Origin of the sequence: Nonomuraea mangrovi, assembly GCF_042681425.1 — a bacterium.
GTDB lineage: Bacteria > Actinomycetota > Actinomycetes > Streptosporangiales > Streptosporangiaceae > Nonomuraea > Nonomuraea mangrovi.
On record NZ_JBHUFV010000079.1, the window covers coordinates 1 to 23655 of the forward strand.

Consider the following 23655-nt stretch of genomic DNA (forward strand, 5'->3'; position numbering starts at 1 on the left):
CTCTGAACAAAGGACTCCGGATCCGTCCGGTATGTGACACCCCGATCAGTGAGGTCGATCACGTTGGCGGATGCCCTGGGTTCGCGCCCTCCCGGACTTCTCGGCCTTCCCGGAACCCTGGGCTTTCCGGGTTCCTGGGCTCGTCATGCGGGTTTGAAATGCAGGGGCGCCTTCCGACATGGAGAGGGTGTCAGACATTCCCGACCAAGGAGGCCGACCATGGGAACCGCCCGTGGCTGACCACAGGAGGGCCAGGTTCGAGGCCGTCTACGCCGGAACCTACGAACAGATCGTCGGCTACGTCGTCCGCCGATGCCCCTCGCCTGACGACGCCGCAGACGTGGTCGCGGAGACCTTCGCCATCGCGTGGCGAAAGATCGACGAGCTGCCGCCCGGCGCGGAAGCCCGGCTGTGGCTGTACGGCGTGGCCCGCAACGTGCTGGCCAACCATCGAAGGAGTACCGCCAGGCATCACGCCCGCACGGTCGAGCTCGACGCCGACCTGGCCGACCTCTACGCCGCCGCTCCCGACACCACGCTCGAGCTCGGCGCCATCGGCAGGGCCTTCCGGAGCTTGGGGGACGACGACCGCGAGCTGCTCGGCCTGGTCGCGTGGGAGGGGCTGGAACGGAGCGAGATAGCGGCCGTGCTCGGCTGTTCGCGCAACGCCGTACGGATCAGGCTTCATCGTGCGCGCAAGCGTCTGGCCCGCGCCCTGCAGGCGGCGGGCATCTCGGTCGACCGTGTCGTTCTCGCGGGGAGGGAACTGTGAAGAGCATCGAGGAGCAGGTCGGCGGCCTGGCCAGGGTCCGGGACGAGGATCTCAGGGGGCAGGGGTCCGGCGCGGGGGCGCGGACGCTGCTGGAGTCGATCACGGCTGCCGATGGGGCGCACGAGCCTGCCGTACGGCGGCGCGGGCCACGCCCCGCGCGCAGGTTGGCGGTGGCCGCGATGGCGGTGTCGGCGCTTGCCGCCGCCGTGGTGATCGGTCCGGGGCTGATCGAGGGCGGGAAGGGGGTGCCCACCTCCTACGCCAACGCCGCCATCGAGATCGAGCGGCGCGGGGACCAGTGGGTGGCCAGGGTCAAGGACCCGTACGCCGACCACGCAAGGTATGCGGAGGCGTTCAGGGCGGTGGGCCTGGACGTCAGCCTCAACCTGCTGCCGGCCTCGCCGAGCGGGGTCGGGAAGGTCGTGAGGATGGGCTTCAGCGGGAACACCTCTCCCAACAAGGGCATCGGCGGTGGTTTCGAGCCGGAGGGCTGCGAGATGGGCTCTCCCGGCTGCGCGCTGGCGGTCACCGTGTCGGTGGGTTTCACCGGTACGGGGGTGGTCTCTCTCGGACGGCCCGCCAAGCCGGGGGAGCGGTACGGGAACGCGGCGTCGGCCACCAGGAAGGGTGAGCCGCTGCACGGCCTCGAGGTGGACGAGCGCACGGTCGGCGAGGTCAGGAAGGCGGCCGCCGAGCGCGGCGTCAAGACCGAGGTCTGGGTGATCGAGCCCTCCGAAGGCGGCGGATTCGGCTACAACCCGAAGCGGCAGCCGGACGACGTCGGCGACGACTGGATCGTGTGGGACGCCGAGGTGCTGTCGGCCGACACCGTCAAGCTGCTGGTGACGGAGAAGCGGCTGGCCAAGAACCCGGTCTACGACGGCCCCAAGCCGCCGGACACCGAATAGCCGACGAAGCGGGAGTGGAGCGGCGCGGCCCTCGCGGTCCCGAGCAGGTCCAGCGCGGCCAGCCACGCCGCCGCTCCCGCTCCGTCCGCCGCCACCGTGACGGGGGCCGCCGCCCATCGCTGTTCGAGCAGGGCCCGTACGGCACGCCGGACGGGACCCGCGGAGGTCAGCACGCTCCCGGCCAGCACGATCGGGGAGCCGTCGCCAGGCTCGCGCACCTCGGCGGCGGTGCGGGCGAGCCTGGTGGCGGCGGCCTCGACGATGGACAGCGCGGCGGGGTCGCCTTCGGCGGCGGCCAGGCTGACCAGCGGCGCCAGTTCGGCCAGCGCGAGCGGCGGCCGGGACTGCACGGTGGCCGCGATCATGTCCACCAGCTCCCCTCCGAGCCCGGCCCTGCCCCCGGAACCCGGCCGCCCGGCACCTTCCGCCTTCCCGGCCGCCGGCCCTGAACCGCCCGCCCACCCGACCGTGAGATCCGGCCGAGGGTCGGCCCACGCGACCGTGAGATCCGGCGGAGTGCCGGCCCGCTCGCCCATGGGATGCGGCCCTTCAGCGCGTTCGGCCTGAGGCGCGAGCGCGTCGAGGACGAGCAGGGTGAGCGGGCCCGCCGTTCCCGCGGTGAGCTCGCGTACCGCCACCCTGGCGGCGGCCCTGCCGAGCCAGAACCCCGACCCCTCGTCGCCCAGCAGCCAGCCGAACCCGTCGGCCACCCTGTCCTGGCAGCGGTCAATAATTTTTGCCGCGATGGCCCCGGTACCTGACACGAGGACGGTGCCGTCGGCGGCGGGGGTGCCCGCCGCGAACGTCACGACCACGTCTCCCACCGGGATGGGCGGCGCGGGCAGGCCGGCGAACACGTCGGCGAAGGCCGCGGACGCTGATGGTTCGCGCAGGATGCCCGAGCCCGCGAACCCCACGACTCCGCCTTTGATCGAAGCGGGATCCGTCGAGCTCAGGGCCGACTCGACGGCTTGTCTCATGTTCCCGAAGGCCGTCGCGGTGCCTGCTGCCATCGGGTTGCCGCATCCCGCGAGTCCCCTGCCCACGAGCTTTCCGTCGAGGGACATCACCACGGCGCGGGTCGAGGTCCCGCCCGCGTCCACGCCTAACACCATCGTCATGTCAAAAATTATTCTCCCGAACCCTTGACGAGGCCAGTAGCTGAGCATAATTTTCATCGCGTGGAACTGCTGAGCCGCATCAGAGCCGAACAGGCCGACCAGCCGGAGGCGTTGCGCAAGGTCGCCGAGGTGATCCTCGCCAACCCCGCCGACGCGGCCCGATCGACGATCGTCGACCTGGCCGAGCGCAGCGGCACCTCGACCGCCACGATCACCAGGTTCTGCCGCGCGCTCGGCTTCGGCGGCTACGCCGAGCTGCGCGTGGCCATCGCCACCGAGACCGGCAGGACGGCCAGGCAGCGCTGGGAGACCGACATCGGGCAGGAGATCCTCCCCACCGACGGGCTGGACAGGGTGCTCGGCGTGGTCTCGGGCAACGACACCAGGCTCATCCAGGAGACGGCGGCCCAGCTCGACCTGGCCATGGTCGAGAAGGTCGCGGAGGCGATCGCCCACGCGGGCAGGGTGCTGCTGTTCGGCGTCTCGAGCAGCGCGGCCGTCTCCAGCGAGATGGAGCACCGCCTGCAGCGGATCCGCATCCCCACCTGGAGCAGGTCCGACGCGCACTCCGCCCTCAGCGACGCCGCACTCCTCGGCCACGGCGACGTGGCGGTGGGCATCTCGCACAGCGGCAGGACCCGCGAGGTCATCGAGGTGCTGGCGGAGGCGGGCAGCCACGGCGCCATCACCGTCGCTGTCACCTCCCACCCCGGCTCGCCTCTCGCCGAGGTGGCCGAGCTGGTGCTCACGACGGCCAGCCGCGAGACCACCTTCCGCGCCCACGGCTTCGCCGCCATCCACTCCCAGCTGCTCGTCCTCGACGTGGTCTACGTCTCGGTCGCGCAGCGCACCTACGAACGCACCCGCGAGGCGTTCGACCTGACCGTCAGGGCCGTCGAAGGCCACCGCCTACCAGAAGGAGAATCGTGAACCCGGCCGACTACGCCAGGCACATCGCCGACCTCGTCGCCGTCATCCCGCAGGATCCCGAGATCGGCAAGGCCGCCGCCCTCGTCGTCCGGACACTCGACAGGGACGGGGTGATCCAGGCGTTCGGCTCGGGGCACTCCGAGGCCACCGCGATGGAGATCTCGGGCCGCGCGGGAGGCCTGGTGGCCACCAACAGGCTCGCGCTCAGGGACATCGTCCTGTACGGCGGCGCCGACCCTGCCGAGCTCGAACGCTATGACCTGGAACGCGACCCCGGCCTCGCCCGGCGCATCCTCGACCTCGCGCCCGTCAGGGACGAGGACCTCTTCGTGATCATCTCCAACTCGGGCGTCAACGGCGTCGTCGTCGAGCTGGCCACCCTGGTCAAGGAGCGCGGTCACGACCTGATCGCCATCACCTCCCTCGCCCACAGCTCCAGCGTGCCGTCCAGGCACCCGTCAGGGCGCAAGCTGCTCGAACTCGCCGACGTGGTCCTCGACAACAGGGCGCCGCGCGGCGACGCCTTCCTCCCCATGCCAGGAGGCGGCGCGGTCGGCGCCGTCTCCTCGATCACCTCGGCGCTGCTGGTCCAGCTCGTCGTCGCGGAGGCGGTCAGGGAACTGGTGGAGGCGGGGCGGACGCCGCCGGTGTACCTGTCGGCGAACGTTCCCGAGGGCGACGCGCACAACCTGGCACTCGAGGCCCGTTACGAAGGCCGCATCAGAAGAGGCGGCTGACACCAAGGAGATCCAGCCGTGAAGATCCTCCTCGCTTTAGCCCTTCCCTTCGCCATCCTCGCCGCACTGCTGGCAGCCCCCGCGAACGCCGCGCAGGGACTGCGCCTGCAGTACAAGAACTCCTCGACCACCCCCACCACCGCGCAGGCCGAGCCGTGGTTCCAGCTGCTGAACGACGGGCCGGCCGCCGTACCTCTGAACCAGGTGAAGATCCGCTACTACCTCACCGGCACGGAGACCTACAGATTCGCCTGCTCATGGGCGGTGGTGGGGTGTTCGACCGTGACGGGCACGTTCGGGCCCGGCTACCTGGAGGTGGGCTTCACCTCGGGGACGTTGCCGCCCGGCGGCAGCACCCGTGACCTGCAACTGCGCTTCTACCGTGCCGACTGGCAGAGCTTCGACCAGTCCGACGACTACTCCTTCGGCGCCCAGACGAGCTACGCCGACTGGGACAGGGCCGCCGTCTACCTGGACGGCCTGCTGGCCTGGGGCAGGCCGCCGGGCGGGGGCGAGCCGACGCCGACCCCGACCCCGACCCCGACGGTCCCCCCGACGGGCTCGGCCGGCGTCCTGTTCGACGACTTCTCCTACACGGGCTCGAGCGACCCCCGCCTGGCCCAGCGCGGCTGGACCGTCAGGTCCAGCTCGGGTGGCCCAGGTGTTCCCGGGGCGACCTGGTCGCCCGCGGCGGTCACCTTCCCGAACGGCGTGCTGCAGCTGGAGTCCTCCACCGACGGCACCGGCGGCGGCACCGTCCAGACCGAGCTCTCGACGGCCGGGCGCAAGTTCTTCGAGGGCACCTACGCCGCACGCGTGCGCTTCAGCGACGCCCCCGTGACGGGGCCCGACGGCGAGCACGTGGTGCAGACGTTCTTCACCATCACCCCGCTGCTCCAGAACATGGACCCCGACTACGGCGAGCTCGACTTCGAGTACCTGCCCAACGGCGGCTGGGGCGAGCCAGGCAACATCCTCTACACCACCAGCTGGGAGACCTACCAGGCCGACCCGTGGCAGGCGGTCAACACCCACACGGAGGAGCGCGCGAGCTTCGCCGGCTGGCACGACCTGGTCATCCAGGTCTCGGGCGGGCACATCAGGTACTACCTCGACGGACGCCTGTTCGCCGACCACGGCGGCATCCACTACCCCGAGACGCCGATGTGGATCATGTTCAACCAGTGGTTCATCGACCTGCAGGCAGGCTCCTCCAGGCGGGCCTACCAGCAGCAGGTCGACTGGGTCTACTACACCAAGAACGAGGTCGTCTCGCCCGCCGACGTACTGGGCAGGGTCGCCGCCCTGCGCACCGCGGGGACGGCCTTCCAGGACACCGTCTCCTGACATCCGTCCGGCCAACCTCTCCTCACCCGAAGGTGACCCCCCATGAAGTACCGCCTTCTGGCCCTCGCCGCCCTGTTCGCGGTGACCGCGTGCGGTTCCGCGGACCCCGAGCCCGCCGCGAGCGCGGGCCCCGCCAAGCTGACCGTCTGGATCATGGACGGCAGCGTCACGAAGGAACTGCTCAAGCAGTTCGAGACCGACTACGAGGCCGTGCACGCCAACGTCGACCTCGACATCCAGATCCAGGCGTGGGACGGCATCGGCGAGCGCGTCACCGCCGCGCTGGCCAGCACCGACGCCCCCGACGTGATCGAAGTGGGCAACACCCAGGTCGCGCAGTACTCCGCCAGCGGCGGCGTCGTCGACCTCACCGCCAAGGTGGCCGACCTGAAGGGCGAGGACTGGATCCCCGGCCTGGCCGAGCCGGGCAGGATCGACGGCAAGCAGTACGGCGTGCCCTGGTACGCCGCCAACCGCGTCGTCGTCTACAACAAGGACCTGTGGGCGGCGGCGGGCATCACGGCGCCGCCCAGGACGCGGGAGGAGTGGCTGGAGGTCACCGCCAAGCTGGGCAAGCGCGGCAACCAGGGCATCTACCTCACAGGCCAGACGTGGTACGCCCTGGCCGGGTTCATCTGGGACGAGGGCGGCGACCTGGCGGTCAAGGACGGCGACAGGTGGAAGGGCGCGCTCGACAGCCCGCAGGCCCTGGCGGGCATGGACTTCTACCGGCGGCTGCAGGCCCTCGGCAAGGGGCCCAAGGACGCCGATGAGGCCAACCCGCCGCAGCACGAGGTGTTCGCGCAGGGCAGGGTCGGCCAGATCATCGCCGTTCCCGGCATCGCCGCCCGCGTGCTGGAGGTCGAGCCAGGGATGAAGGACAAGATGGGGTTCTTCCCCATCCCGGGGAAGACCGCCGGAAAGCCGGGCGCGGTGTTCACCGGCGGCTCTGACCTGATCATCCCTGAGGCGTCGAAGAACCAGGAGGCCGCCTACGAGGTGGTCAAGGCGCTGGCGGGAGAGAAGTTCCAGACCGAGCTGGCCAAGGCGATGAGCTTCGTGCCGAACAGGGCCTCGCTGGCGGGAGTGCTGAGCGGGGACGAGGGCACGGCCGCGATGGCGGTGGGGGCGGCGTACGGCAAGGCCACCCCGAACACGCCCAACTGGGCGGCGGTGGAGGCGACGTCGGTCATCAAGCAGTACATGACCGCGGTGCTGACGGGGAAGGACGCGGCGGCCGAGGCCCGTAAGGCGTCGGAGTCCATCACCACGACCCTCAACAGCGGCTCCTGACCTAGGCCGGTCCGCCGGAGCTGCCCCCGACCGGGCCGTCCCCCGGGGACGCGGCCATGGCCGCGCCGCCGCCCCGGGGGTGACGGTCTTCCGGCGAGCGCCGTCATCCCAGGGACACGCCCATGACCGCGCCGCCGTCCACCTGTCCACGATCCTCGCCCCAGGAGGGAGCGCATGCCCGCCGCCACCCGAGCGCCGGCTCCGCCACTCACCCGCGTGCCGCGGCCACCGCGCGGCAGCGGCCGCCGCCGCGGAAGCGCCTGGCCGTACCTGCTGATCGCCCCCGCGGTCGTGAGCGGGGTCCTGCTCCTGCTGTACCCGCTGTTCCGAGCAGGTGTGATCTCCTTCCAGCACTTCAGGATGGGCGAGCTCATCAGGGGCGGCGCCACGTTCGTCGGTCTCGACAACTACGGCGAGCTGCTCGCCGGCCACGAGTTCTGGACCGTCCTGCTCAGGACCGCGGGGTGGACGGCCGTCAACGTCGTCCTCATCGTCGGCCTGTCCACCGGCGTCGCCGTCATGCTGCTGCGCCTGGGCCGCCGCATGCGGGTGGCGCTGATGAGCGCGCTGGCCCTCGCCTGGGCCACGCCGATCATCGCCGCCACGACCGTCTTCCAGTGGTTGTTCCAGTCGGAGCTCGGCATCGTCAACTGGTTGCTGGACATGCGCGGCTACTCCTGGTTCGCCAACGGCACCGCCATGTTCGCCATCCTGGTGGTCCTCGTCGTCTGGCAGTCGGTGCCGTTCGCCGCGCTCACCCTGTACGCCGGGCTGACCACGATCCCCGTCGAGCTGTTCGAGTCGGCGCGGATCGACGGCGGCACCGGCAGGCAGATCTTCGCCAAGGTGGTCTTCCCGATCCTGCGCCCGATGTTCGCGCTGGTCACGTCGCTGGAGGTGATCTGGGTCTTCAAGTGCTTCCCGCAGATCTGGGTGCTCAGCCAGGGCGGGCCCGACGGTGCGACGACCACGCTCCCCGTCTACGCCTTCAAGGTCGCCAGGGTCCTGCACAGGTACGACCTGGGTTCGGCCGTGGCGGTCGTCACCGTCGTCATCCTCGCTGTCGCACTGGTCACGAACCTGCGGCGGATGCTCAGGCAGGAGTCGTGATGCGCAGGGCACTGCTGAACGGCGCGGCGCTCGTCACGCTCGCGCTGACCGTCTTCCCCGTCTACTGGATGGTCGTCACCGCGTTCAAACCGACCAGGGACATCCAGGCCGAGTCGCCCTCGCTGCTGCCGCTCCACCCGACGCTCGACCACTTCACCACCGCCATGAGCGCCGAAGGCTTCTGGTCCTACTGGCGCAACAGCCTGGTGGTGACCGGCGCGGCCGTCCTGCTGGCCCTGGTGGTGTCGCTGTTGTCCGCGTTCGCGGTCGCGCGGCTGCGCTGGAGGGGCAGGGGCGTGTTCGTCGTGGCGGTCTTCGCCGCGCAGATGGCGCCGTGGGAGGCGCTGCTCGTGCCGATGTTCATCATCGCCCGCGACAGCGATCTGCTCGACTCGCTGGCGATGCTGTCCGGTGTCTACTTCATGGTGACGCTGCCGTTCACGATCGTCACCCTGCGCGGCTTCCTCGACGCGGTGCCGGCGGAGGTGGAGGAGGCGGCGCTGGTCGACGGGGCGAGCAGGTTCACCGCCTTCCGGCGGGTGATCTTCCCGCTGCTGGCGCCGGGTCTGATGGCCACCTCGCTGTTCGGGTTCATCACCGCCTGGAACGAGTTCTCCTTCGTCAACGTGCTCATCATCAAGGACCAGGACAAGCGGACGCTGCCGGTCTGGCTGTCGACCTTCCGCGACGTCTACGGCACCGACTGGGGCGCCACCATGGCCGCCGCCACGCTGTTCGCGCTGCCGGTGCTGGTCGTCTTCCTGTTCCTGCAGCGCCGGGTGGGCACGGGCATGATGGCGGGCGCGGTGAAAGGCTGATCAGCCGGTGAAGGCGGCGTGCAACCGCTCGGCCTCGCCGTCCGGCAGCAGGGCCAGGGCGGCCAGCCACGCCGCCGCCCCCGCCCCGTCGCGCGCGGTGCTGACCTCGGCCTCCCATCGCCGCTCCAGCAGCGCCCGTACGGCCTGCCGTACCGGGCCTTCGTTGGTCAGCACGGAGCCGGCCAGCACGATGGGCCCGCCGTCGTAGACCCTGGCCACGGTGTCGGCCAGGTGGGCGGCGGCGCGCTCGGCGATCTCGGCGGCCATCGGGTCGCCCGCGGCCGCGGCCTGGCTGACCAGGGCCGACAGCGGGCCGAGCGTGGTGCGGTCGGCCTGGGCGAGCCTGACGATGCGCTCGGCCTCCCTGCGGGGGGTGGGGCCGCGGTCGTCGCCGAGGAAGCGGGTCACGACCAGGTCGGACAGGAGCCCTCCCCGCTCGCCGCGGTCGAGGGCGTGGACGACGGCCTTGGCGGCCTGCCTGCCGATCCAGAAGCCGGAGCCCGCGTCGCCCAGCAGCCAGCCGAGCCCGTCGGACAGCAGGGCGAGCTCGTGCTCGGTGACGCGCGCGGCGACCGCCCCGGTGCCGGACAGCAGAAGCGTGCCGGACGGCGCCGCGGAGCCGGCCGCGTAGGCGATCGGCACGTCGTTCGTCAGGCGGGGGCCCGAGGCGATGCCGTGGTCCGCCCACAGCTTGTCGAGGGCGACGCCGAAGTCGACGGTGTTGCCCGCCACGCCCGCCACCGAGCGCGACACCCGCGAGGGGTCGACTCCCTCGAGGGCATGGCCGAGCGCCTCGCCGATCGCGGAGGCCGCCGCCTCGACACCGTGGGCGCTGGGGTTGCCGCCGCCGGCCTTGCCGTAACCGAGCCTGGTGCCGTCGAGGGCGTGCACGGCGACTCTGGAGGAGGTCGCGCCGGCGTCGACACCGACCACCACGTCTGCGCGTTTCACGGGGTCACCCACCTACTCGCTCTCGCCCACCCTTGGTGGAGGCCACCGTACCGGCCATGACTTCGCAAAAAGAAGCCGTTATGCACGTGTCACATCCTGGGTCTTGACTCGACCCGATTGCAAGAATAATTTTCGCCGCAAGGTCCGATATTCGGAAGGAATATTCGTGCCATCTGGTGCCCTCGGCCGCGTCGAAACCGAACTCCCCGGTCTGCCGGAAGCTCTCCGCAGGGTGGGTGAGGTGATTCTGGGCGATCCTGCGGAGGCCGCCCGTTCCACGATCATCGCGCTGGCCGAGCGGGCGGGCAGCTCGCCCGCCACCGTGACGAGGTTCTGCCGCGCGTTCGGCTTCTCCGGTTACGCCGAGCTCCGCGTGGCGCTGGCGACGGAGACCGGAAGGGCGGCACAGGCCGGTTGGGGCGCGGGAGTGGGCCAGGACATCGGCCCTGACGACCCGCTGGACGCCGCCGTCGAGGTCATGGCCGCCGCCGACGCCCGGCTGATCCAGGACACCGCCGCGCAGCTCGACCTCGCCGCCGTCAGCCGGGTCGCCGACGCGATCGTCTCGGCCCGCAGGGTGCTGCTGGTGGGCGTGTCCACCAGCGGCGCGGTGGCCACGATGTTCGAAGGGCGGCTGCGCCGGATCGGCGTGCCGTGCTGGAGCTCGGGCGACGCGCACGTGTCCCTGTCGGACGCGGCGCTGCTCGCGCGGGGCGACGTCGCGATCGGCATCTCGCACAGGGGCCGCACCCGCGAGGTCATGGAGGCGCTGGCCGAGGCCCGCACCCACGGCGCGATCTGCGTCGCCGTCACCTCCTTCGCCCGCTCGCCGCTGGCCGAGCTGGCCGACCTGGTGCTCACCACGGCCAGCAGGGAGACCACGTTCCGTCTCGGCGGCCTAGCCGCCGTGCACTCGCAGTTGTTCGTGCTGGACGCCGTCTACGTGGCGGTCGCCCAGCAGACCTACGAACGCACCAATCAGGCCTTCGAACTGACGATCAAGGCCGTGGAGAGTCATCGACTGGAGTAGCCATGCCGAACACCCCCCAGATCACCCGACGTCAGCTTCTCCGCAGCGCCGTCCTCGTTCCCGCGGCGGGCGCGCTCGCGGCCTGTGCCACGCCGGCCGCCCCACCCGCCACCTCGGCCCCTGCCGCGGCGGCGCCGACCAGCGCGGCCAACCCCTTCGGGGTGGCCGCCGACAAACCGCTGGAGATCTGGATCTTCGACGGCGGCTTCGGCAACGCGTACGCCAAGGACATCCACCAGCCGCTCTTCGCCTCGAAGTACCCGAAGGTGGAGATCAAGCACAACACCACCAAGGAGATCACCAAGGTCCTGCAGCCGCGCTTCGCCGGCGGCAACCCGCCCGACGTCATCGACAACTCGGGCGCGAACGCCATGGACTTCGGCGCCCTCGCCCAGGACGGCCAGCTCCTCGACCTGACTCCTCTGCTCGACGCGCCCACCTGGGACGACCCCGCGATCAAGGTGAGGGACGCCATCGACCCCGCCGTGATCGACATCGGCACCTATGACGGCAAGTTCAGCGTGCTCGGCTATGTGAACTACATCTTCGGCATCTGGTACTCCAAGAAGGCCTTCGACGAGAACGGCTGGCAGGCCCCCAAGACGTGGGAGGAGTTCATCGCGCTGTGCGAGGCCATCAAGAAGTCCGGCAAGATGGCCCCCTTCACCTACGCGGGCAAGTTCCCCCAGTACCTGTACGAGGTCCTGCTGACCATGGCCGCCAAGATCGGCGGGAACGAGGTGCTGGTCAACATCGACAACCTCGAGGACGGCGCCTGGACCACCGACGCCATGAAGCAGTCCGCCACCCGGTGGGCCGAGGTCGGCTCGAAGTACCTGATGCAGGGCACCGCCGGCCTCGACCACGTGCAGACGCAGACGGCTCAGAACAAGTACGAGGTCGCCATGCTGCCTTCGGGCTCCTGGCTGGAGAACGAGCAGAAGGACACCACCCCCGCCGACTTCGCGTACCAGATGTTCGTCGTCCCCGACGTCACGGGCTCCGACAAGCTGCCGTACGGCACGCTGCACACCTCCCCCGGCGAGAACTTCATCGTGCCCGCCAAGGGCGCCAACCCGCAGGCGGGCCTGGAGTACCTGCGGGCCATGCTGTCGAAGAAGGCGTCGGGCGACTTCAGCGAGCTGGTCAGGACCGTCTCGGTGGTCAAGGGCGCGGGTGACGGCAGGGCGCTGTCGCCCGGCGCCAAGAGCGCGTCCGACGCCGTGGCCGCCGCCGGCGCGAACACTGTCTACTACCGCTGGCAGACCTGGTACGCCCAGCTCAAGGACGAGGCGATCGCCGCCACGGGACAGCTGATGAGCGGCGGGCTGACCCCTGACAAGTACCTGGAGCGCATCCAGAAGAAGGCCGACGAGATCAAGAAGGATTCCTCGATCAAGAAGTACACGCGCTGACATGCTGCGACGCCGTCTCTTCATCGCCTCCTTTCTCGCGGCGCCGGTCACGCTCTACCTCGTCTACGTGATCGCGCCGTATCTGCAGGCGTTCTACATCGCGATGACCGACTGGCGCGGCGTCTCCGCCGCGCCGCGGTTCGTCGGCTTCGACAACTTCCGGCGCCTGTTCGACGACGGGATCTTCTGGAAGGCGGTGTGGCACAACGGGCTGCTGCTGGTGCTGCTGCCCCTGATCACCATCGTCGTCGCGCTGTTCTTCGCGTTCCTGCTGAACGTGGGGGGCAACGGCATCGCGGGCGTGGCGGGCTCGAAGTTCTACCGGGTGGTGTTCTTCTTCCCTCAGGTGCTTGCCGTGGCCGTGGTCGCCGTGCTGTTCCAGCAGGTCTTCAGGCCTGACGGCAGCGGCATGCTCAACGGCCCGCTCATGTCGCTCGGCCTGTCGCCGGTCGGCTTCCTGTCCGATCCGTCGATCGCGTTCTGGTCCGTGCTGGGCGTGATGATCTGGCAGGCCGTCGGCTTCTACGTCGTGCTCTTCTCAGCCGGCCTCGCCTCGATCCCCGGAGACATGTTCGAGGCCGCGCAGATCGACGGGGCGGGACGCTTCTCGCTGTTCTTCCGCATCACGCTCCCGCTGCTCTGGGACACCGTCCAGGTCGCCTGGGTCTACCTCGGCATCCTCGCCCTCGACGTCTTCGCGATCGTGTGGGTGATGACCGACCAGCACGGCGGTCCCGACTTCTCCACCACCGTCATGGCCGCCGAGATCTACCGCAACGCCTTCCAGTACTTCCGCTTCGGCTACGCCTCCGCCCTCGGCGTCGTCATGTTCTTCTTCACCATCGGCTTCGCGATCCTGGCCCTGCGCCTCTCGCGTCGGGAACGAATCGAGTACTGATGTACCTATCGCGCAAGCGCCTCCAGGTGGAACGGCGGCGGCGACTCGGGCCGCTGTCGGCGCTCACGCACGTGGCGCTGCTGGTCTGGACCGTCCTCGTGGTCGTCCCGATCCTGTGGACCTTCCTCGCGTCGGTCAAGAGCGAGGACGAGATCTTCGGTGACGCGTGGTCGCTTCCCGCCTCGATCCGGTGGGACAACTTCGCCAGGGCGTGGGAGCAGGCCCACATCGGCCAGTACATGCTCAACAGCGTCATCGTCGTGTCGTTCAGCACGCTCGGCACGATGCTGCTGGGCTCCATGGCGGCGTACGTGCTGGCACGCTATCCCTTCCGCGGCAACCGCGGCTTCTACCTGCTGTTCGTCTCCGGCCTGGCCTTCCCCGTCTACCTGGCGCTGACCCCGCTGTTCTTCGTGGTGCAGAACATGGGGCGGGTCATCCCCTTCATCGGCCTGAACACCCACGCGGGTCTGGTGCTGGTGTACATCGCCTACTCCCTGCCCTTCACGGTGTTCTTCCTCGCCGCCTTCTTCCGCACCCTGCCGACCGCGGTGGCGGAGGCGGCCCTGGTGGACGGCGCCTCGCACACACGCGTCTTCTTCCAGATCATGCTGCCGATGGCCAGGCCTGGCATCGTGAGCATCACGATCTTCAACGTGCTCGGCCAGTGGAACCAGTACCAGCTCCCGCTGGTCCTGCTGCAGGAGCGCGACAAGTGGGTGCTCACCCAGGGCATCGCCGACATCTCCACGGCCGCGGGCTACGACCAGGACTGGTCGGCGCTGTTCGCCGCGCTGACCCTCGCCATCCTGCCGATGCTCGTCGTCTACACCGTCTTCCAACGGCAGATCCAGACGGGCCTGACCGCCGGCGCGCTCAAGTAGCCTCGCTCAGTCCGGCGGTTCGGGCACCTCGCCCCCGCCGGGCTCCGACGGGGATCCCTTCCACAGTGCCTCCCGGCGCGCGGCCTCCTCGGGGTCCCCGTCGTCGTCCTGCTCGGGACGTCCTTGGCGCAGCGGCGCCGCCTCCGCCTCCGCGACCACATGGGCGTCGCGCTGGTCCACCTCGTCCGGCGCCCCGTCGTCGTTCAGTGCCCTGTCGACGCGCTCGGCCGCTTCTTCCCCCGTGTACCTGGCATCAGGTGTCTCACTCATGCTCGGCCAGCTACCCAGGAGTCCGGCGAAACACCCATATCGCCGCCGTGGATTCAGGAGGGGAGCTGCTGCAGCGTCCAGGTGTTGCCGTCGGGGTCGCTGAACCACGCGTAGGAGATGGTCGGCTTGCCCGGCGCGCTCATGTCCTCGACCTCGCCGATCTCCATTCCCCTCTCCACCAGCGCGGCCCTGGCCTCGTGGATGTCGGGGACCACCAGGTGCAGGCCGCGCACCGAGCCCGGCGCGGTGTCGACGACGCCGATGCCGATCGCGATGGAGCAGGCCGAGCCGGGCGGGGTGAGCTGCACGACCCGGAACTCCTCTCCGGGTGAGAAGTCGAGGTCGCAGGTGAACCCGGCCTTCTCGACGTAGAACTTCTTGGCGCGGTCGACGTCGGAGACGGGGACGGGGATCAGCTCGAGCCTGAATTCCATGATCGGTCGCTCTCCTGTGGCCGGAAGGTCCCCTGATCGGGAGCCGGTCTCCAGTGTGATCCATTCCGCCGGTTCCCGGCGAGCGTTCACGGACCGAGCAGCGCCTCGTCCGCGGCGGGCAGCCAGGAGCCGGCGGGGCGGTCCATCCAGTCCTCCTCCTCGGCCACCGCCTGGAAGAGCGCGGTCAGTCCCGGATGCCGCAGCCCGGGCCGGTGAACCAGGCTGACGAGCGACAGCGGCACGGGATCCACCAGCGGACGCACGACGACCCCCCGCGTCTCGCCCCAGCCGACGCTGGACAGCACGGGCTCGCCGTGCCGCCGCACGTAGACACGCAGTTCCTCCAGCCCGATCGGGCACGCGTGCGGGTCGGCGAGCGTGAGTCCGAACTCCTCGGCCAGCAGCCTTCCGAGATCGGTCCACTCGGTGGTGTTGGGGTTGCCGCCCATGACGTCGAGGCGGAAGCCGGCCAGCGCGCTGAGCGGCACCTCCTTCAGCCGGGCCAGCGGGTGCTCCTCGGGGAGGATCACCGCCATCGGGTGCAGCCTGACGGGAACCTGTGCCAGGCGCGCCCGCGTCTCGGCGGCCAGCCCTGCGAAGCGGCCGAAGGACACGTCCACGTCTCCGGCCACGATCGCCGCGGCACCCGCCGAGAGCCCGCCGTGGAAGCGCGCGACGATCTCCGCTTCGGGCGCCAGCTCGCGTGCCCTGACCAGGTGGCGGGGCAGCCGCGTGCCGGGGCTGTTGAGGTCGACGAGCAGCGGCCCCGCGGCGCCTCGCGTCTCGGCGACCAGCTCGTCGTGGACGGCGAGCAGCCGCCTGGCCGCGGGCACCAGCCTGACGCCTGCCTCGGTCAGTTCGACCTGGCGCGTGGACCGCCTGAACAGCACGACGCCGAGCTGCTCCTCCAGGCGGCGGATGTCGCGGCTCAGCGCCTGCTGGGCCAGGTAGAGCCGGGCGGCCGCCCGGCCGAAGTGGAGTTCCTCTGCCACGGCGACGAACACCCGCAGGAGCCGGGGGTTGATGTCCACCTCCCGAGATTAACAACAAAAGAGCGTTAATCCAGAAAGTTATGGTGTTGGACGCAATGTCCGGTTCGGCGGGAGCCTTGTGGCATGTTCCTCCGCTTCTTCCGCACGTTCGGGCTGTCCAGCACGCAGGCCTTCATGCTGCTCTCCCTCCCGCAGGGCGGCGGCCACCTCCCGATGTAACCCGGTTAAAAACTTAACCGGGTTACACTATCTCCATGACCGAACTCGAGAGCGAGCGCGCCTACGTCACCGAGTGCAGAAAAGGGCTCCAGCGGATGCTCGACGGAGCCCGCGAGAACGTCATCGTGGGAGAGGCCGTCGCGGGCGACCGCTACAGCGCCGAACGTCTCGGCCGCCACCTCAAGAGCCTGGCCAAGGAGCTCAGCGAGGCCCCGGAGGGACCGCCGTTCTTCGGCCGCCTCGACGTCGAGGAGGGCCACCGCTACTACATCGGCCGCCGGCACATCTCCGGAGAGACCGGGCACCCGCCCGTCGTGATCGACTGGCGGGCCCCGGTCTCGACCGCCTTCTACCGCGCCCACGCGGGCGACAGACGCGGGATCCTCATGCGCCGCAGGTACGGCTGGGCCGACCTGACCCTCACCGGCTTCGAGGACGAGCACCTCGACGGCGGCGCGCAGGTCGCCAGCAGGATCCTCGCCGCCGAGATCGAGCGGCCCAGGGTCGGCCCCATGCGCGACATCGTCGCCACCATCCAGCCCGAGCAGGACGAGCTGGTCAGGGCCGAGCTGGAGGAGTCGATCTGCGTGCAGGGCGCGCCCGGCACCGGCAAGACCGCCGTCGGCCTGCACAGGGCGGCCTACCTGCTCTACGCCCACCGGCAGCGGCTCGACCGGCACGGCGTGCTCATCCTCGGCCCCAACCGCGCCTTCCTCGGCTACATCGGCGCCGTCCTGCCCGCGCTGGGCGAGGTCGACGTCGAGCAGACGACCGTGGACGATCTGCTCCGGCGGGTCCAGGTGAAGGGCACCGACTCCGCCGAGGCCGCGGTCGTCAAACACGACGAGCGCATGGCCGCGGTGCTCAGAAAAGCGCTGTACGGGAGGATCGCCAAGCCGGCCGAGCCGGTGGCCGTGCGCGACGGGGCCTTCGTGTGGCGGGTCCAGCAGGAGGACCTGCGGCGCATCGTCGACGACGCGAGACGGGCGGCGCTGCCGTACCGGATCGGGAGGGAGCGGGTGCTTTCGCAGACCGTCGCACTGATCAGACGCCAGGCCGAGCTGCGCGGCCGCACCGCGACCGCGGCGTGGATGCGCGCGATGACCAGAGGAGCGACGCCCGCGATCGACGCCGTCTGGCCGAACGTGAAGGCGGAGGAAGTACTGACCGAGCTGCTCGCCGACCCGACCGGGCCCGCCGAGGGGATCCTCGCCCCCGAGGAACGGCGGGCGATCACCCGCGCGCGCAAGACGTGGACGGCGGCGGACAACGTGCTGATCGACGAGTTGGAGGGGCTGCTCGACCACCCGAAGGGCTACGGGCACGTGATCGTGGACGAGGCGCAGGACCTGTCGCCGATGCAGTGCAGGGCCATCGCCCGCAGGAGCGAGTACGGCTCGCTGACGGTGCTCGGCGACCTGGCCCAGGGCACCACCCCGTGGGCGGCGGCCGACTGGGCCGACCAGCTGAAGAGCCTGGGCAAGCCGGACGCCACCGTGATCGCGCTGACGACCGGGTTCAGGGTGCCCGCCGCGGTCGTCGAGCTGGCCAACGGGCTGCTCGACGACCTGGGCGCCAACGTGCCGCGCACCCGCTCGTTCCGGTCGGAGGGACGGCTGCTGATGCGGGCCGACGGCGAGGCGGCGGCGGCCGTCACCGAGGCCATGGCCTTCGAGGGCTCGGTCGGCGTGATCGCGGCCGACCACGAGCTGCCCGGACTGGTGGCGCGGCTGCGGGCCGCGGGCGTGGACCTCGCGCCGGTGGACGAGCCCGGCGCGAGGGTGACCGCGGTGCCGGCGAGCATGGCCAAGGGGCTGGAGTACGACCATGTGGTGGTCGTCGACCCCGAGGCCATCGTCGCCGCCGAGCCGCGCGGCATGAACCGCCTCTACGTGGCGCTCACCAGGGCGGTCTCGCGGCTCGACGTGGTGGGCCCGCTGCCGCTCACACGGACCCGCGGAGCGAGCGGGCCGCGCTGACCAGGTTGGCCAGCGACGCCTCGACCTGCTCGTAGGTGCGGGTCTTCAGGCCGCAGTCAGGGTTGACCCAGAGCCGATCGGCGGGCAGCACGCCGAGCGCCTCCTTCAGCAGCGCCTCCACCTCGGCCTCCGCCGGCACGCGAGGGGAGTGGATGTCGTACACGCCGGGGCCGAGGCCGCGGGAGTAGCCGCCGACGTTCTTCAGGATCCGCGCCCCCGACCTGGCCGACTCGATCGTGGTCACGTCGGCGTCGAGGCCGTCGATGGCCGCCAGGATCTGGTCGGCGTCGGAGTAGCAGAGGTGCGTGTGGATCTGGGTGCGGTCGGCGGCCACCGAGGTCGCCCTGCGGTAGGCGGCCACCGCCCACTCCAGGTAGTCCTCCTGGGCGCCGGCCCGCAGGGGGAGCAGCTCGCGCAGCGCCGGCTCGTCCACCTGGATGATCGAGATGCCCGCCGCCTCCAGGTCGCGCACCTCCTCCGCGATGGCGTCGGCGACCTGGAACGTCACCTCGCGCAACGGCAGGTCGTCGCGGACGAACGACCAGGCGACGATCGTGACGGGGCCGGTCAGCATGCCCTTGACCGGCTTGGCCGTCAGCGAGCTCGCGTACGTCGCCCATCGCACGGTGATGGGGGCAGGGCGGCTGACGTCGCCGTGCAGCAGCGGCGGCCTGGTGCAGCGCGAGCCGTACGACTGGACCCAGCCGTGCCTGGTCACCGCGAACCCGTCGAGGTGCTCGGCGAAGTACTGCACCATGTCGTTGCGCTCGGGCTCACCGTGGACGAGCACGTCGAGGCCGAGCCGTTCCTGCACCCTGATCGCGCGCTCGATCTCCTTCTCCACCAGCGCCTCGTAGTCGGCCACCGGCAGCGACCTGTCGGCGCGGGCCGCCCGCAGCTCGCTCGTCTGCGGGAAGGAGCCGATCGTGGTGACGGGCAGGAGCGGAAGGTCGAGGTGCCCGGCCTGGGCCCTGGCCCGCACGGGATAGGGACTGCGGCGGGCGGGCGCGACGCCGTCCCTGCGGGCCCGCGTCACCGTCTCCTCCAGGCCGGGCGCCGCGCCCTCGGCGAACAGGCGGGCGAGCGTGACCACCTCGGCCACCTTCTCCTCCGCGAACGCCAGCCGCTCGCGCAGGCCCGGCTCCAGCTCGTCCTCCACCGCCACCGTGTACGGCACGTGCTGCAGCGAGCACGAGGTGCTCACCACCACGTCGTCCGCCTGTACGGCCCGCAGCGCCGCCAGCGCCCTGGCCTGCGAGGTGCGCCAGACGTCCCGTCCCGACACCACGCCCGCCACCACCGTCTTGCCCGGCAGCGCGGGCGCCTGGCCCCGCACCAGGTCCACGCCGATCGCCTCGACCGGCGTCGCCGCCAGCACAGGCAGCGCCTCGCCGAGGTCGCCGAAGTAGCTCGCCACCAGCAGCGAGGGCCTGGCCGCCGTCGAGCCCAGGCGGTCGTAGGCGGACCGCACCGCCGCCAGCTCGGCCGGCGTCCGATCCCCGACCAGCGCGGGCTCGTCGAACTGCGCCCACGCCACCCCCTCCGCGGCCAGTGCCGACAGCAGCTCCTCGTAGCAGCCGAGCACGTCGTCGAGCCGGTCGAGCGCGTTCGAGAGCAGGAGGAAGGTCACGGGGCCGATCACCACGGGCCGCGTCTCGAACCCGAGCGCCCTCGCCTGCCGCACCTCGCCGAGCGGCTTGGCGGCGTCCAGCTTGAAGACGGTGCCGGGGCCGATCTCCGGAACGATGTAGTGGTAGTTGGTGTCGAACCACTTGGTCATCCGCAGCGGGGGCAGGCCCTGGGTGCCGCGCGCCATCGCGAAGTAGGGGTCCTCGGCGTCCCTGTAGCGCTCCGGCACCGCGCCGACCATCACCGCCGTGTCGAGCACCTGGTCGTAGAGCGAGAAGGTGTTGGACGGCAGCCCTTCGAGCCCGAGCTCGGCCAGCCGCCGCCACGTCTGCTCGCGCAGCTCAGCGCCCACCCGCTCCAGCTCCGCGCGGGTGGCGCGCCCGTCCCAGTACGACTCGAGGGCTCGCTTCAGCTCGCGGTCGGGACCGATCCGCGGGTAACCCAGCACGGTGGACGAAGGAAAAGAAGTCATGCGCCAACCGAACACGCGCGGCCGCTTCCGGTGCATCATCTATTGATGCTGCTTATGCTCAGGGAGATCCAGTGCTTCGAGCGCGTCGCCGCGCTGCTCAGCTTCTCCCGGGCGGCCGCCGAGCTCGGCATGTCGCAGCCCGCGGTCAGCCAGGCCGTCACCCGGCTGGAGAAGGCCCTGGGTCTCCGGCTCTTCGACAGGTCCGCCCGCGCGGTGCGGCTGACTCCCGAGGGCAAGGCCCTGCTCGGCCACGCGCACCAGGTGCTCGACAGCGTGACCGCCTTCGGCCTCGAGGGGGCGCGACTGGCCAGGCCGGTCATTCATCTGGCTTATCCACCGCTGGCGGGGCCGCTCGTCGCCCGCGTCGCCAGAAGGCTCGCGGGGCGGGGGATCGCCGTCGAACTCGTCACCGCGGGGCGGGGCGCGGCGGCCAGGGCGCTGGACGAGGGGGAGGCCTCGGCGGCGATCGTGGCCGTGCCCGCGCCGCCCAGGTTCGTCACGGGGGCCAGATTCCATGTGACCGTGGACAGGCTCGCCGTACCGGTGGACCACGCCTGGCGGTCCAGGGTCACGGCCGCCGAGCTCGGCGGCCGTGACGTGCTGATCCCCGGCGGCCGGTGGGCCGGCCTGCCCGGCAGGCACCGGCAGGTGGCCGACGACGACTTCGGCGCGGCGCTCGACCTGGTCGCCGCGGGCGTGGGGCTGCTGCCGATCCCGCAGCTGGTCGCCAGGACCGTGCGCCGCGACGACATCAGGTTCGTCCCGCTGGAGGCCGCCGACCTGCGCCTCACCTACACGCTGGCATGGCAGGGGGAGGCGGTCACGCCCGAGCTGATGGCGCTGGTCCAGGCGGTGCAGCAGGCGCTGTGGACACGGTGACGTTCTTCAGCGCCTCGCGCCTGCTCAGGCCGCTGATGCCCTTGGCCTCGACGTAGCGGACGACCTCGCGCGGATTGGTCTTGGCGTACTCGCGCAGCGCCCAGCCGATCGCCTTGCGGGCGAAGAAGTCGATGTCGGACAGGCTCGGCTCGATGCACGCGTAGAGCAGCGCGGTGTCGGTGCGCTCCTTGAACCTGTTCTGGGCCAGGATCGCGGTGCGTCGCTTCCACAGGTTCTCCGCGTGCGCCCACTCCAGCAGGAGCGGCCGCATGGCGTCGGGGTAGGCGGCCAGCAGCCCGCCCACCCGGTGCGTGGCGATCTCGTCGACCAGATCCCACCACGCGCCCGAGACGACCATCTCCTCGTACATCGGGACGGTGTAGAGCGTCTGGAAGTCCCTGTAGAAGCGGAAACCCGACAGCTCGATCGCGGCGTAGCGCTCCTCCCGGAACTCGGCCTCCCGCCACAGCTCCAGCACCGAGCGCCGCCACTCGGGCGCGGACTCGATGCGGTGCTCGGCGAACACCTTCTTCAGCGCGGCCCGCCGCGGCCCCGACTGCACGCCGAGGAAGGGCATCTGCGACTTCATGTAGGCCTGCATCGCCGGGGCCTTGTCGGGCTCGGCGACCTCCAGCAGTGCCAGCCGTACCACCTTCGGGAGGCTCATGCCTGCGGCTGGGTGGTCCGCTCGCCGGTGGCCAGGCCGTCGAAGAGCACGGTGATGTAGTGCTCGGCCAGGCCCGCGGTGTTGAGCCTGCCGCCGGGGCGGAACCAGCGCACCGCCACCCAGATCGTGTCGCGGATCATGCGGTAGGTCAGCTTCGGGTCGACGTCGGCGCGGAACTGCCCGGCCGCCTGGCCCGCCTTGATCTGCCGCACCCACATCTGCTCCACGTCGTCCTCGGCCTTGACGAGGTAGTTGAAGCGGGGGAACTGGCGCAGATAGTTCCAGTCGTTCTGCATCACGGTGATCGCGGCGCGATGCGGCTCCAGCGTGCCGAACCCGATGCGCACCATCTCCGACAGCACGGTGCGCGGGTCGCCGCCGCTCTCCAGGGCCGCCCGGTAGCGGGCGATCAGGTCGTCGAGGAAGGTGGACAGCACCTCGTCGACGATCGTCTCCTTGGAGTCGAAGTGGTGGTAGAGACTTCCTGAGAGGATGCCGGCCTCGTTGGCGATCTCGCGAACGGTCGTCGCCTGGAAGCCCTTGCGTGCGAAGATCTCGGCGGCGAGCTTCACGAGGTGGTCACGGCGCTCCGAGGCCGATCCCGACGCGGCGGCGCGCTTGGTCTTCGGCGGCGCGGCGGTCGGGTTCTTTCGTGTTGTCACGCCTCCATTATGGGCCTTTGCGCAATCGCTTGTTCACAGAACACCCGCAGCTCACCGGCACTTCCGAACCGAACCAAGCGCTTGCTAGGATTCGGGCATGAGCGAGGCCTACATCGTCGGCGCGGTCAGGACCCCCGTGGGTCGCAGGAACGGCGGCCTGGCCGGGGCGCACCCCGCTGACCTGGGCGCCCACGTCATCGGCGCGGTGGTCTCCGGCATCGACCCTTCCGCGGTCGACGACGTGATCTTCGGCTGCGTCGACACGGTCGGCCCCCAGGCCGGCGACATCGCCCGCACCTGCTGGCTGGCCGCGGGACTGCCGGAGGAGGTGCCCGGCGTGACCGTCGACAGGCAGTGCGGCTCCTCCCAGCAGGCGCTGCACTTCGCGGCGCAAGCGGTGCTCTCGGGCACGGCGGACCTGGTCGTGGCGGGCGGGGTGCAGAACATGAGCATGGTCCCGATCTCCTCGGCCATGCCCTTCCCCGGCTTCGACACGCCGTTCTCCGGCTCCAAGGGCTGGGCGGCGCGGTACGGCTCGCAGGAGGTCTCGCAGTTCGCGGGCGCCGAACGGATCGCCGCCTCGTGGGGCATCTCCCGCCAGGAGATGGAGGCCTTCGCGCTCACCTCGCACGAGCGGGCCCTGCACGCCGTCGACACGGGCAGGTTCGCCCGGCAGATCGCCCCCTACGAGGGCGTCGAGGTGGATGAGGGACCGCGCAGGGACACGTCGCTGGAGAAGATGGCGGCGCTGCGCCCGCTGCTGCCCGACGGGTCGCTGACGGCCGCGCTGTCCTCGCAGATCTCCGACGGGGCCGCGGCGCTGCTCGTCGCCTCGGAGCGGGCCGTACGCGATCACGGGCTCACGCCGCGTGCCCGCGTCCACCACCTGTCGGTGCGCGGCGCGAACCCCATCGTCATGCTCGACGCGCCCATTCCCGCCACCGAGCACGCGCTGGCCAGGGCGGGGATGTCCATCACCGACCTCGCCGCCGTCGAGATCAACGAGGCGTTCGCCTCCGTGGTGCTGGCCTGGCTCAAGGCGACAGGCGCCGACCCCGCGATCGTCAACCCCAACGGCGGCGCCATCGCCCTCGGCCACCCGCTGGGCGCGACGGGTGCGGTGCTGGCGGTCAAGCTGCTGCACGAGCTGGAGCGGGTCGGCGGACGCTACGGCCTGCAGACGATGTGCGAAGGCGGCGGACAGGCGAACGTGACCATCCTCGAACGTCTGTGACGGC

23 protein-coding genes are annotated in these 23655 nt (G+C 70.8%); 15 read left to right on the forward strand and 8 right to left on the reverse strand.

Annotated elements, in window-relative coordinates:
- The first annotated feature begins 232 nt into the window (after positions 1-232).
- Together ACFSKW_RS46265 and ACFSKW_RS46270 are read left to right on the forward strand one after the other, a co-directional pair.
- Entirely contained in the window at positions 233-772 is a 540-nt protein-coding gene (locus ACFSKW_RS46265; RefSeq protein WP_379580984.1) for an RNA polymerase sigma factor, read from the forward strand.
- Positions 769-1680, forward strand: a complete 912-nt coding sequence (locus ACFSKW_RS46270; RefSeq protein ID WP_379580985.1) for a hypothetical protein — start codon at positions 769-771, stop codon at positions 1678-1680. Before ACFSKW_RS46265 ends, ACFSKW_RS46270 begins: the two co-directional genes overlap by 4 nt.
- Here ACFSKW_RS46270 and ACFSKW_RS46275 read toward each other — a convergent pair.
- Positions 1647-2801 (reverse strand): N-acetylglucosamine kinase, encoded by a 1155-nt coding sequence (locus tag ACFSKW_RS46275; protein WP_379580986.1) that lies wholly within the window; start codon positions 2799-2801, stop codon positions 1647-1649. The two genes, ACFSKW_RS46270 and ACFSKW_RS46275, sit on opposite strands and share 34 nt — an antisense overlap.
- Positions 2802-2861: 60 nt before the next feature.
- Between ACFSKW_RS46275 and ACFSKW_RS46280 the strand changes: the two genes are divergently transcribed.
- The 6 genes from ACFSKW_RS46280 to ACFSKW_RS46305 all read left to right on the forward strand — a co-directional run bounded on the left by ACFSKW_RS46280 (position 2862) and on the right by ACFSKW_RS46305 (position 9036).
- On the forward strand, positions 2862-3731 hold the full coding sequence (locus tag ACFSKW_RS46280; RefSeq protein WP_379580987.1) for a MurR/RpiR family transcriptional regulator: 870 nt from the start codon (positions 2862-2864) through the stop codon (positions 3729-3731).
- Entirely contained in the window at positions 3728-4468 is a 741-nt protein-coding gene (locus ACFSKW_RS46285; RefSeq protein ID WP_379580988.1) for a sugar isomerase domain-containing protein, read from the forward strand. Before ACFSKW_RS46280 ends, ACFSKW_RS46285 begins: the two co-directional genes overlap by 4 nt.
- Positions 4469-4486: 18 nt before the next feature.
- Positions 4487-5815 carry a cellulose binding domain-containing protein gene (locus tag ACFSKW_RS46290; RefSeq protein WP_379580989.1) on the forward strand — a complete coding sequence of 443 codons (1329 nt, stop codon included), beginning with the start codon at positions 4487-4489 and terminating at the stop codon, positions 5813-5815.
- Positions 5816-5857: 42 nt separating this feature from the next.
- On the forward strand, positions 5858-7108 hold the full coding sequence (locus ACFSKW_RS46295; RefSeq protein WP_379580990.1) for an extracellular solute-binding protein: 1251 nt from the start codon (positions 5858-5860) through the stop codon (positions 7106-7108).
- Between the two features lie 174 nt (positions 7109-7282).
- Positions 7283-8218, forward strand: coding sequence for a carbohydrate ABC transporter permease (locus ACFSKW_RS46300; RefSeq protein WP_379580991.1), 936 nt, complete (start codon positions 7283-7285; stop codon positions 8216-8218).
- Positions 8218-9036, forward strand: coding sequence for a carbohydrate ABC transporter permease (locus ACFSKW_RS46305; RefSeq protein ID WP_379580992.1), 819 nt, complete (start codon positions 8218-8220; stop codon positions 9034-9036). Before ACFSKW_RS46300 ends, ACFSKW_RS46305 begins: the two co-directional genes overlap by 1 nt.
- Here ACFSKW_RS46305 and ACFSKW_RS46310 read toward each other — a convergent pair whose 3' ends face one another.
- Positions 9037-9987, reverse strand: a complete 951-nt coding sequence (locus ACFSKW_RS46310; RefSeq protein WP_379580993.1) for an N-acetylglucosamine kinase — start codon at positions 9985-9987, stop codon at positions 9037-9039.
- 166 nt (positions 9988-10153) lie between these two features.
- Between ACFSKW_RS46310 and ACFSKW_RS46315 the strand changes: the two genes are divergently transcribed.
- From ACFSKW_RS46315 to ACFSKW_RS46330, 4 genes are read left to right on the forward strand one after another with little or no spacing between them, the layout of a single operon-like run.
- Complete coding sequence (locus ACFSKW_RS46315; RefSeq protein ID WP_379580994.1) at positions 10154-11017, forward strand: MurR/RpiR family transcriptional regulator; 864 nt, start codon at positions 10154-10156, stop codon at positions 11015-11017.
- Positions 11018-11019: 2 nt separating this feature from the next.
- Positions 11020-12432 carry an N-acetylglucosamine/diacetylchitobiose ABC transporter substrate-binding protein gene (gene ngcE, locus ACFSKW_RS46320; RefSeq protein ID WP_379580995.1) on the forward strand — a complete coding sequence of 471 codons (1413 nt, stop codon included), beginning with the start codon at positions 11020-11022 and terminating at the stop codon, positions 12430-12432.
- A gap of 1 nt (position 12433) precedes the next feature.
- The gene (locus tag ACFSKW_RS46325; protein ID WP_379580996.1) at positions 12434-13330 is read left to right on the forward strand and encodes a carbohydrate ABC transporter permease; all 897 of its coding nucleotides are present in this window, start codon (positions 12434-12436) and stop codon (positions 13328-13330) included.
- Positions 13330-14214 carry a carbohydrate ABC transporter permease gene (locus ACFSKW_RS46330; RefSeq protein WP_379580997.1) on the forward strand — a complete coding sequence of 295 codons (885 nt, stop codon included), beginning with the start codon at positions 13330-13332 and terminating at the stop codon, positions 14212-14214. The genes ACFSKW_RS46325 and ACFSKW_RS46330 overlap by 1 nt, the downstream gene beginning before the upstream one ends.
- Positions 14215-14220: 6 nt before the next feature.
- Here the strand turns inward: ACFSKW_RS46330 and ACFSKW_RS46335 are convergent, their stop codons facing one another.
- The 3 genes from ACFSKW_RS46335 to ACFSKW_RS46345 form a co-directional block, all read right to left on the reverse strand.
- Positions 14221-14484, reverse strand: a complete 264-nt coding sequence (locus ACFSKW_RS46335) for a hypothetical protein (RefSeq protein WP_379580998.1) — start codon at positions 14482-14484, stop codon at positions 14221-14223.
- 53 nt (positions 14485-14537) lie between these two features.
- Positions 14538-14918, reverse strand: coding sequence for a VOC family protein (locus ACFSKW_RS46340; protein ID WP_379580999.1), 381 nt, complete (start codon positions 14916-14918; stop codon positions 14538-14540).
- 86 nt (positions 14919-15004) lie between these two features.
- On the reverse strand, positions 15005-15949 hold the full coding sequence (locus ACFSKW_RS46345) for a LysR family transcriptional regulator (RefSeq protein ID WP_379581000.1): 945 nt from the start codon (positions 15947-15949) through the stop codon (positions 15005-15007).
- Between the two features lie 215 nt (positions 15950-16164).
- On the opposite strand from ACFSKW_RS46345, the gene ACFSKW_RS46350 reads away from it, so the two are divergent.
- Positions 16165-18108: a HelD family protein gene (locus ACFSKW_RS46350; protein WP_379581001.1), complete on the forward strand. Its 1944-nt coding sequence runs from the start codon at positions 16165-16167 to the stop codon at positions 18106-18108.
- On the opposite strand, the gene metE is transcribed toward ACFSKW_RS46350, so the two are convergent.
- Positions 18074-20209, reverse strand: coding sequence for a 5-methyltetrahydropteroyltriglutamate--homocysteine S-methyltransferase (gene metE / locus ACFSKW_RS46355; protein WP_379581002.1), 2136 nt, complete (start codon positions 20207-20209; stop codon positions 18074-18076). The two genes, ACFSKW_RS46350 and metE, sit on opposite strands and share 35 nt — an antisense overlap.
- Before the next feature lie 45 nt (positions 20210-20254).
- On the opposite strand from metE, the gene ACFSKW_RS46360 reads away from it, so the two are divergent.
- Positions 20255-21088 carry a LysR family transcriptional regulator gene (locus tag ACFSKW_RS46360; protein WP_379581003.1) on the forward strand — a complete coding sequence of 278 codons (834 nt, stop codon included), beginning with the start codon at positions 20255-20257 and terminating at the stop codon, positions 21086-21088.
- Here the strand turns inward: ACFSKW_RS46360 and ACFSKW_RS46365 are convergent.
- Together ACFSKW_RS46365 and ACFSKW_RS46370 are read right to left on the reverse strand one after the other, a co-directional pair.
- Positions 21030-21755: a DNA alkylation repair protein gene (locus ACFSKW_RS46365; protein WP_379581004.1), complete on the reverse strand. Its 726-nt coding sequence runs from the start codon at positions 21753-21755 to the stop codon at positions 21030-21032. The two genes, ACFSKW_RS46360 and ACFSKW_RS46365, sit on opposite strands and share 59 nt — an antisense overlap.
- A complete protein-coding gene (locus tag ACFSKW_RS46370) occupies positions 21752-22417 on the reverse strand; it encodes a TetR/AcrR family transcriptional regulator (protein ID WP_379581005.1) in 666 nt (221 codons plus the stop codon). Before ACFSKW_RS46370 ends, ACFSKW_RS46365 begins: the two co-directional genes overlap by 4 nt.
- A gap of 97 nt (positions 22418-22514) precedes the next feature.
- Here ACFSKW_RS46370 and ACFSKW_RS46375 point away from each other — a divergent pair, with 97 nt between their 5' ends.
- Positions 22515-23651 carry an acetyl-CoA C-acetyltransferase gene (locus ACFSKW_RS46375; RefSeq protein WP_379581006.1) on the forward strand — a complete coding sequence of 379 codons (1137 nt, stop codon included), beginning with the start codon at positions 22515-22517 and terminating at the stop codon, positions 23649-23651.
- Positions 23652-23655: the final 4 nt, after the last annotated feature.

Coding starts and splice junctions, on each gene's coding strand:
- ACFSKW_RS46275 (WP_379580986.1), bottom strand. CDS start 2,801: ATGACGATGGTGTTAGGCGTGGACGCGGGCGGGACCTCGACCCGCGCC.
- ACFSKW_RS46295 (WP_379580990.1), top strand. CDS start 5,858: ATGAAGTACCGCCTTCTGGCCCTCGCCGCCCTGTTCGCGGTGACCGCG.
- ACFSKW_RS46300 (WP_379580991.1), top strand. CDS start 7,283: ATGCCCGCCGCCACCCGAGCGCCGGCTCCGCCACTCACCCGCGTGCCG.
- ACFSKW_RS46305 (WP_379580992.1), top strand. CDS start 8,218: ATGCGCAGGGCACTGCTGAACGGCGCGGCGCTCGTCACGCTCGCGCTG.
- ngcE (WP_379580995.1), top strand. CDS start 11,020: ATGCCGAACACCCCCCAGATCACCCGACGTCAGCTTCTCCGCAGCGCC.
- ACFSKW_RS46325 (WP_379580996.1), top strand. CDS start 12,434: ATGCTGCGACGCCGTCTCTTCATCGCCTCCTTTCTCGCGGCGCCGGTC.
- ACFSKW_RS46330 (WP_379580997.1), top strand. CDS start 13,330: ATGTACCTATCGCGCAAGCGCCTCCAGGTGGAACGGCGGCGGCGACTC.
- ACFSKW_RS46335 (WP_379580998.1), bottom strand. CDS start 14,484: ATGAGTGAGACACCTGATGCCAGGTACACGGGGGAAGAAGCGGCCGAG.
- ACFSKW_RS46340 (WP_379580999.1), bottom strand. CDS start 14,918: ATGGAATTCAGGCTCGAGCTGATCCCCGTCCCCGTCTCCGACGTCGAC.
- ACFSKW_RS46350 (WP_379581001.1), top strand. CDS start 16,165: ATGACCGAACTCGAGAGCGAGCGCGCCTACGTCACCGAGTGCAGAAAA.
- metE (WP_379581002.1), bottom strand. CDS start 20,209: ATGACTTCTTTTCCTTCGTCCACCGTGCTGGGTTACCCGCGGATCGGT.
- ACFSKW_RS46360 (WP_379581003.1), top strand. CDS start 20,255: ATGCTGCTTATGCTCAGGGAGATCCAGTGCTTCGAGCGCGTCGCCGCG.
- ACFSKW_RS46365 (WP_379581004.1), bottom strand. CDS start 21,755: ATGAGCCTCCCGAAGGTGGTACGGCTGGCACTGCTGGAGGTCGCCGAG.
- ACFSKW_RS46375 (WP_379581006.1), top strand. CDS start 22,515: ATGAGCGAGGCCTACATCGTCGGCGCGGTCAGGACCCCCGTGGGTCGC.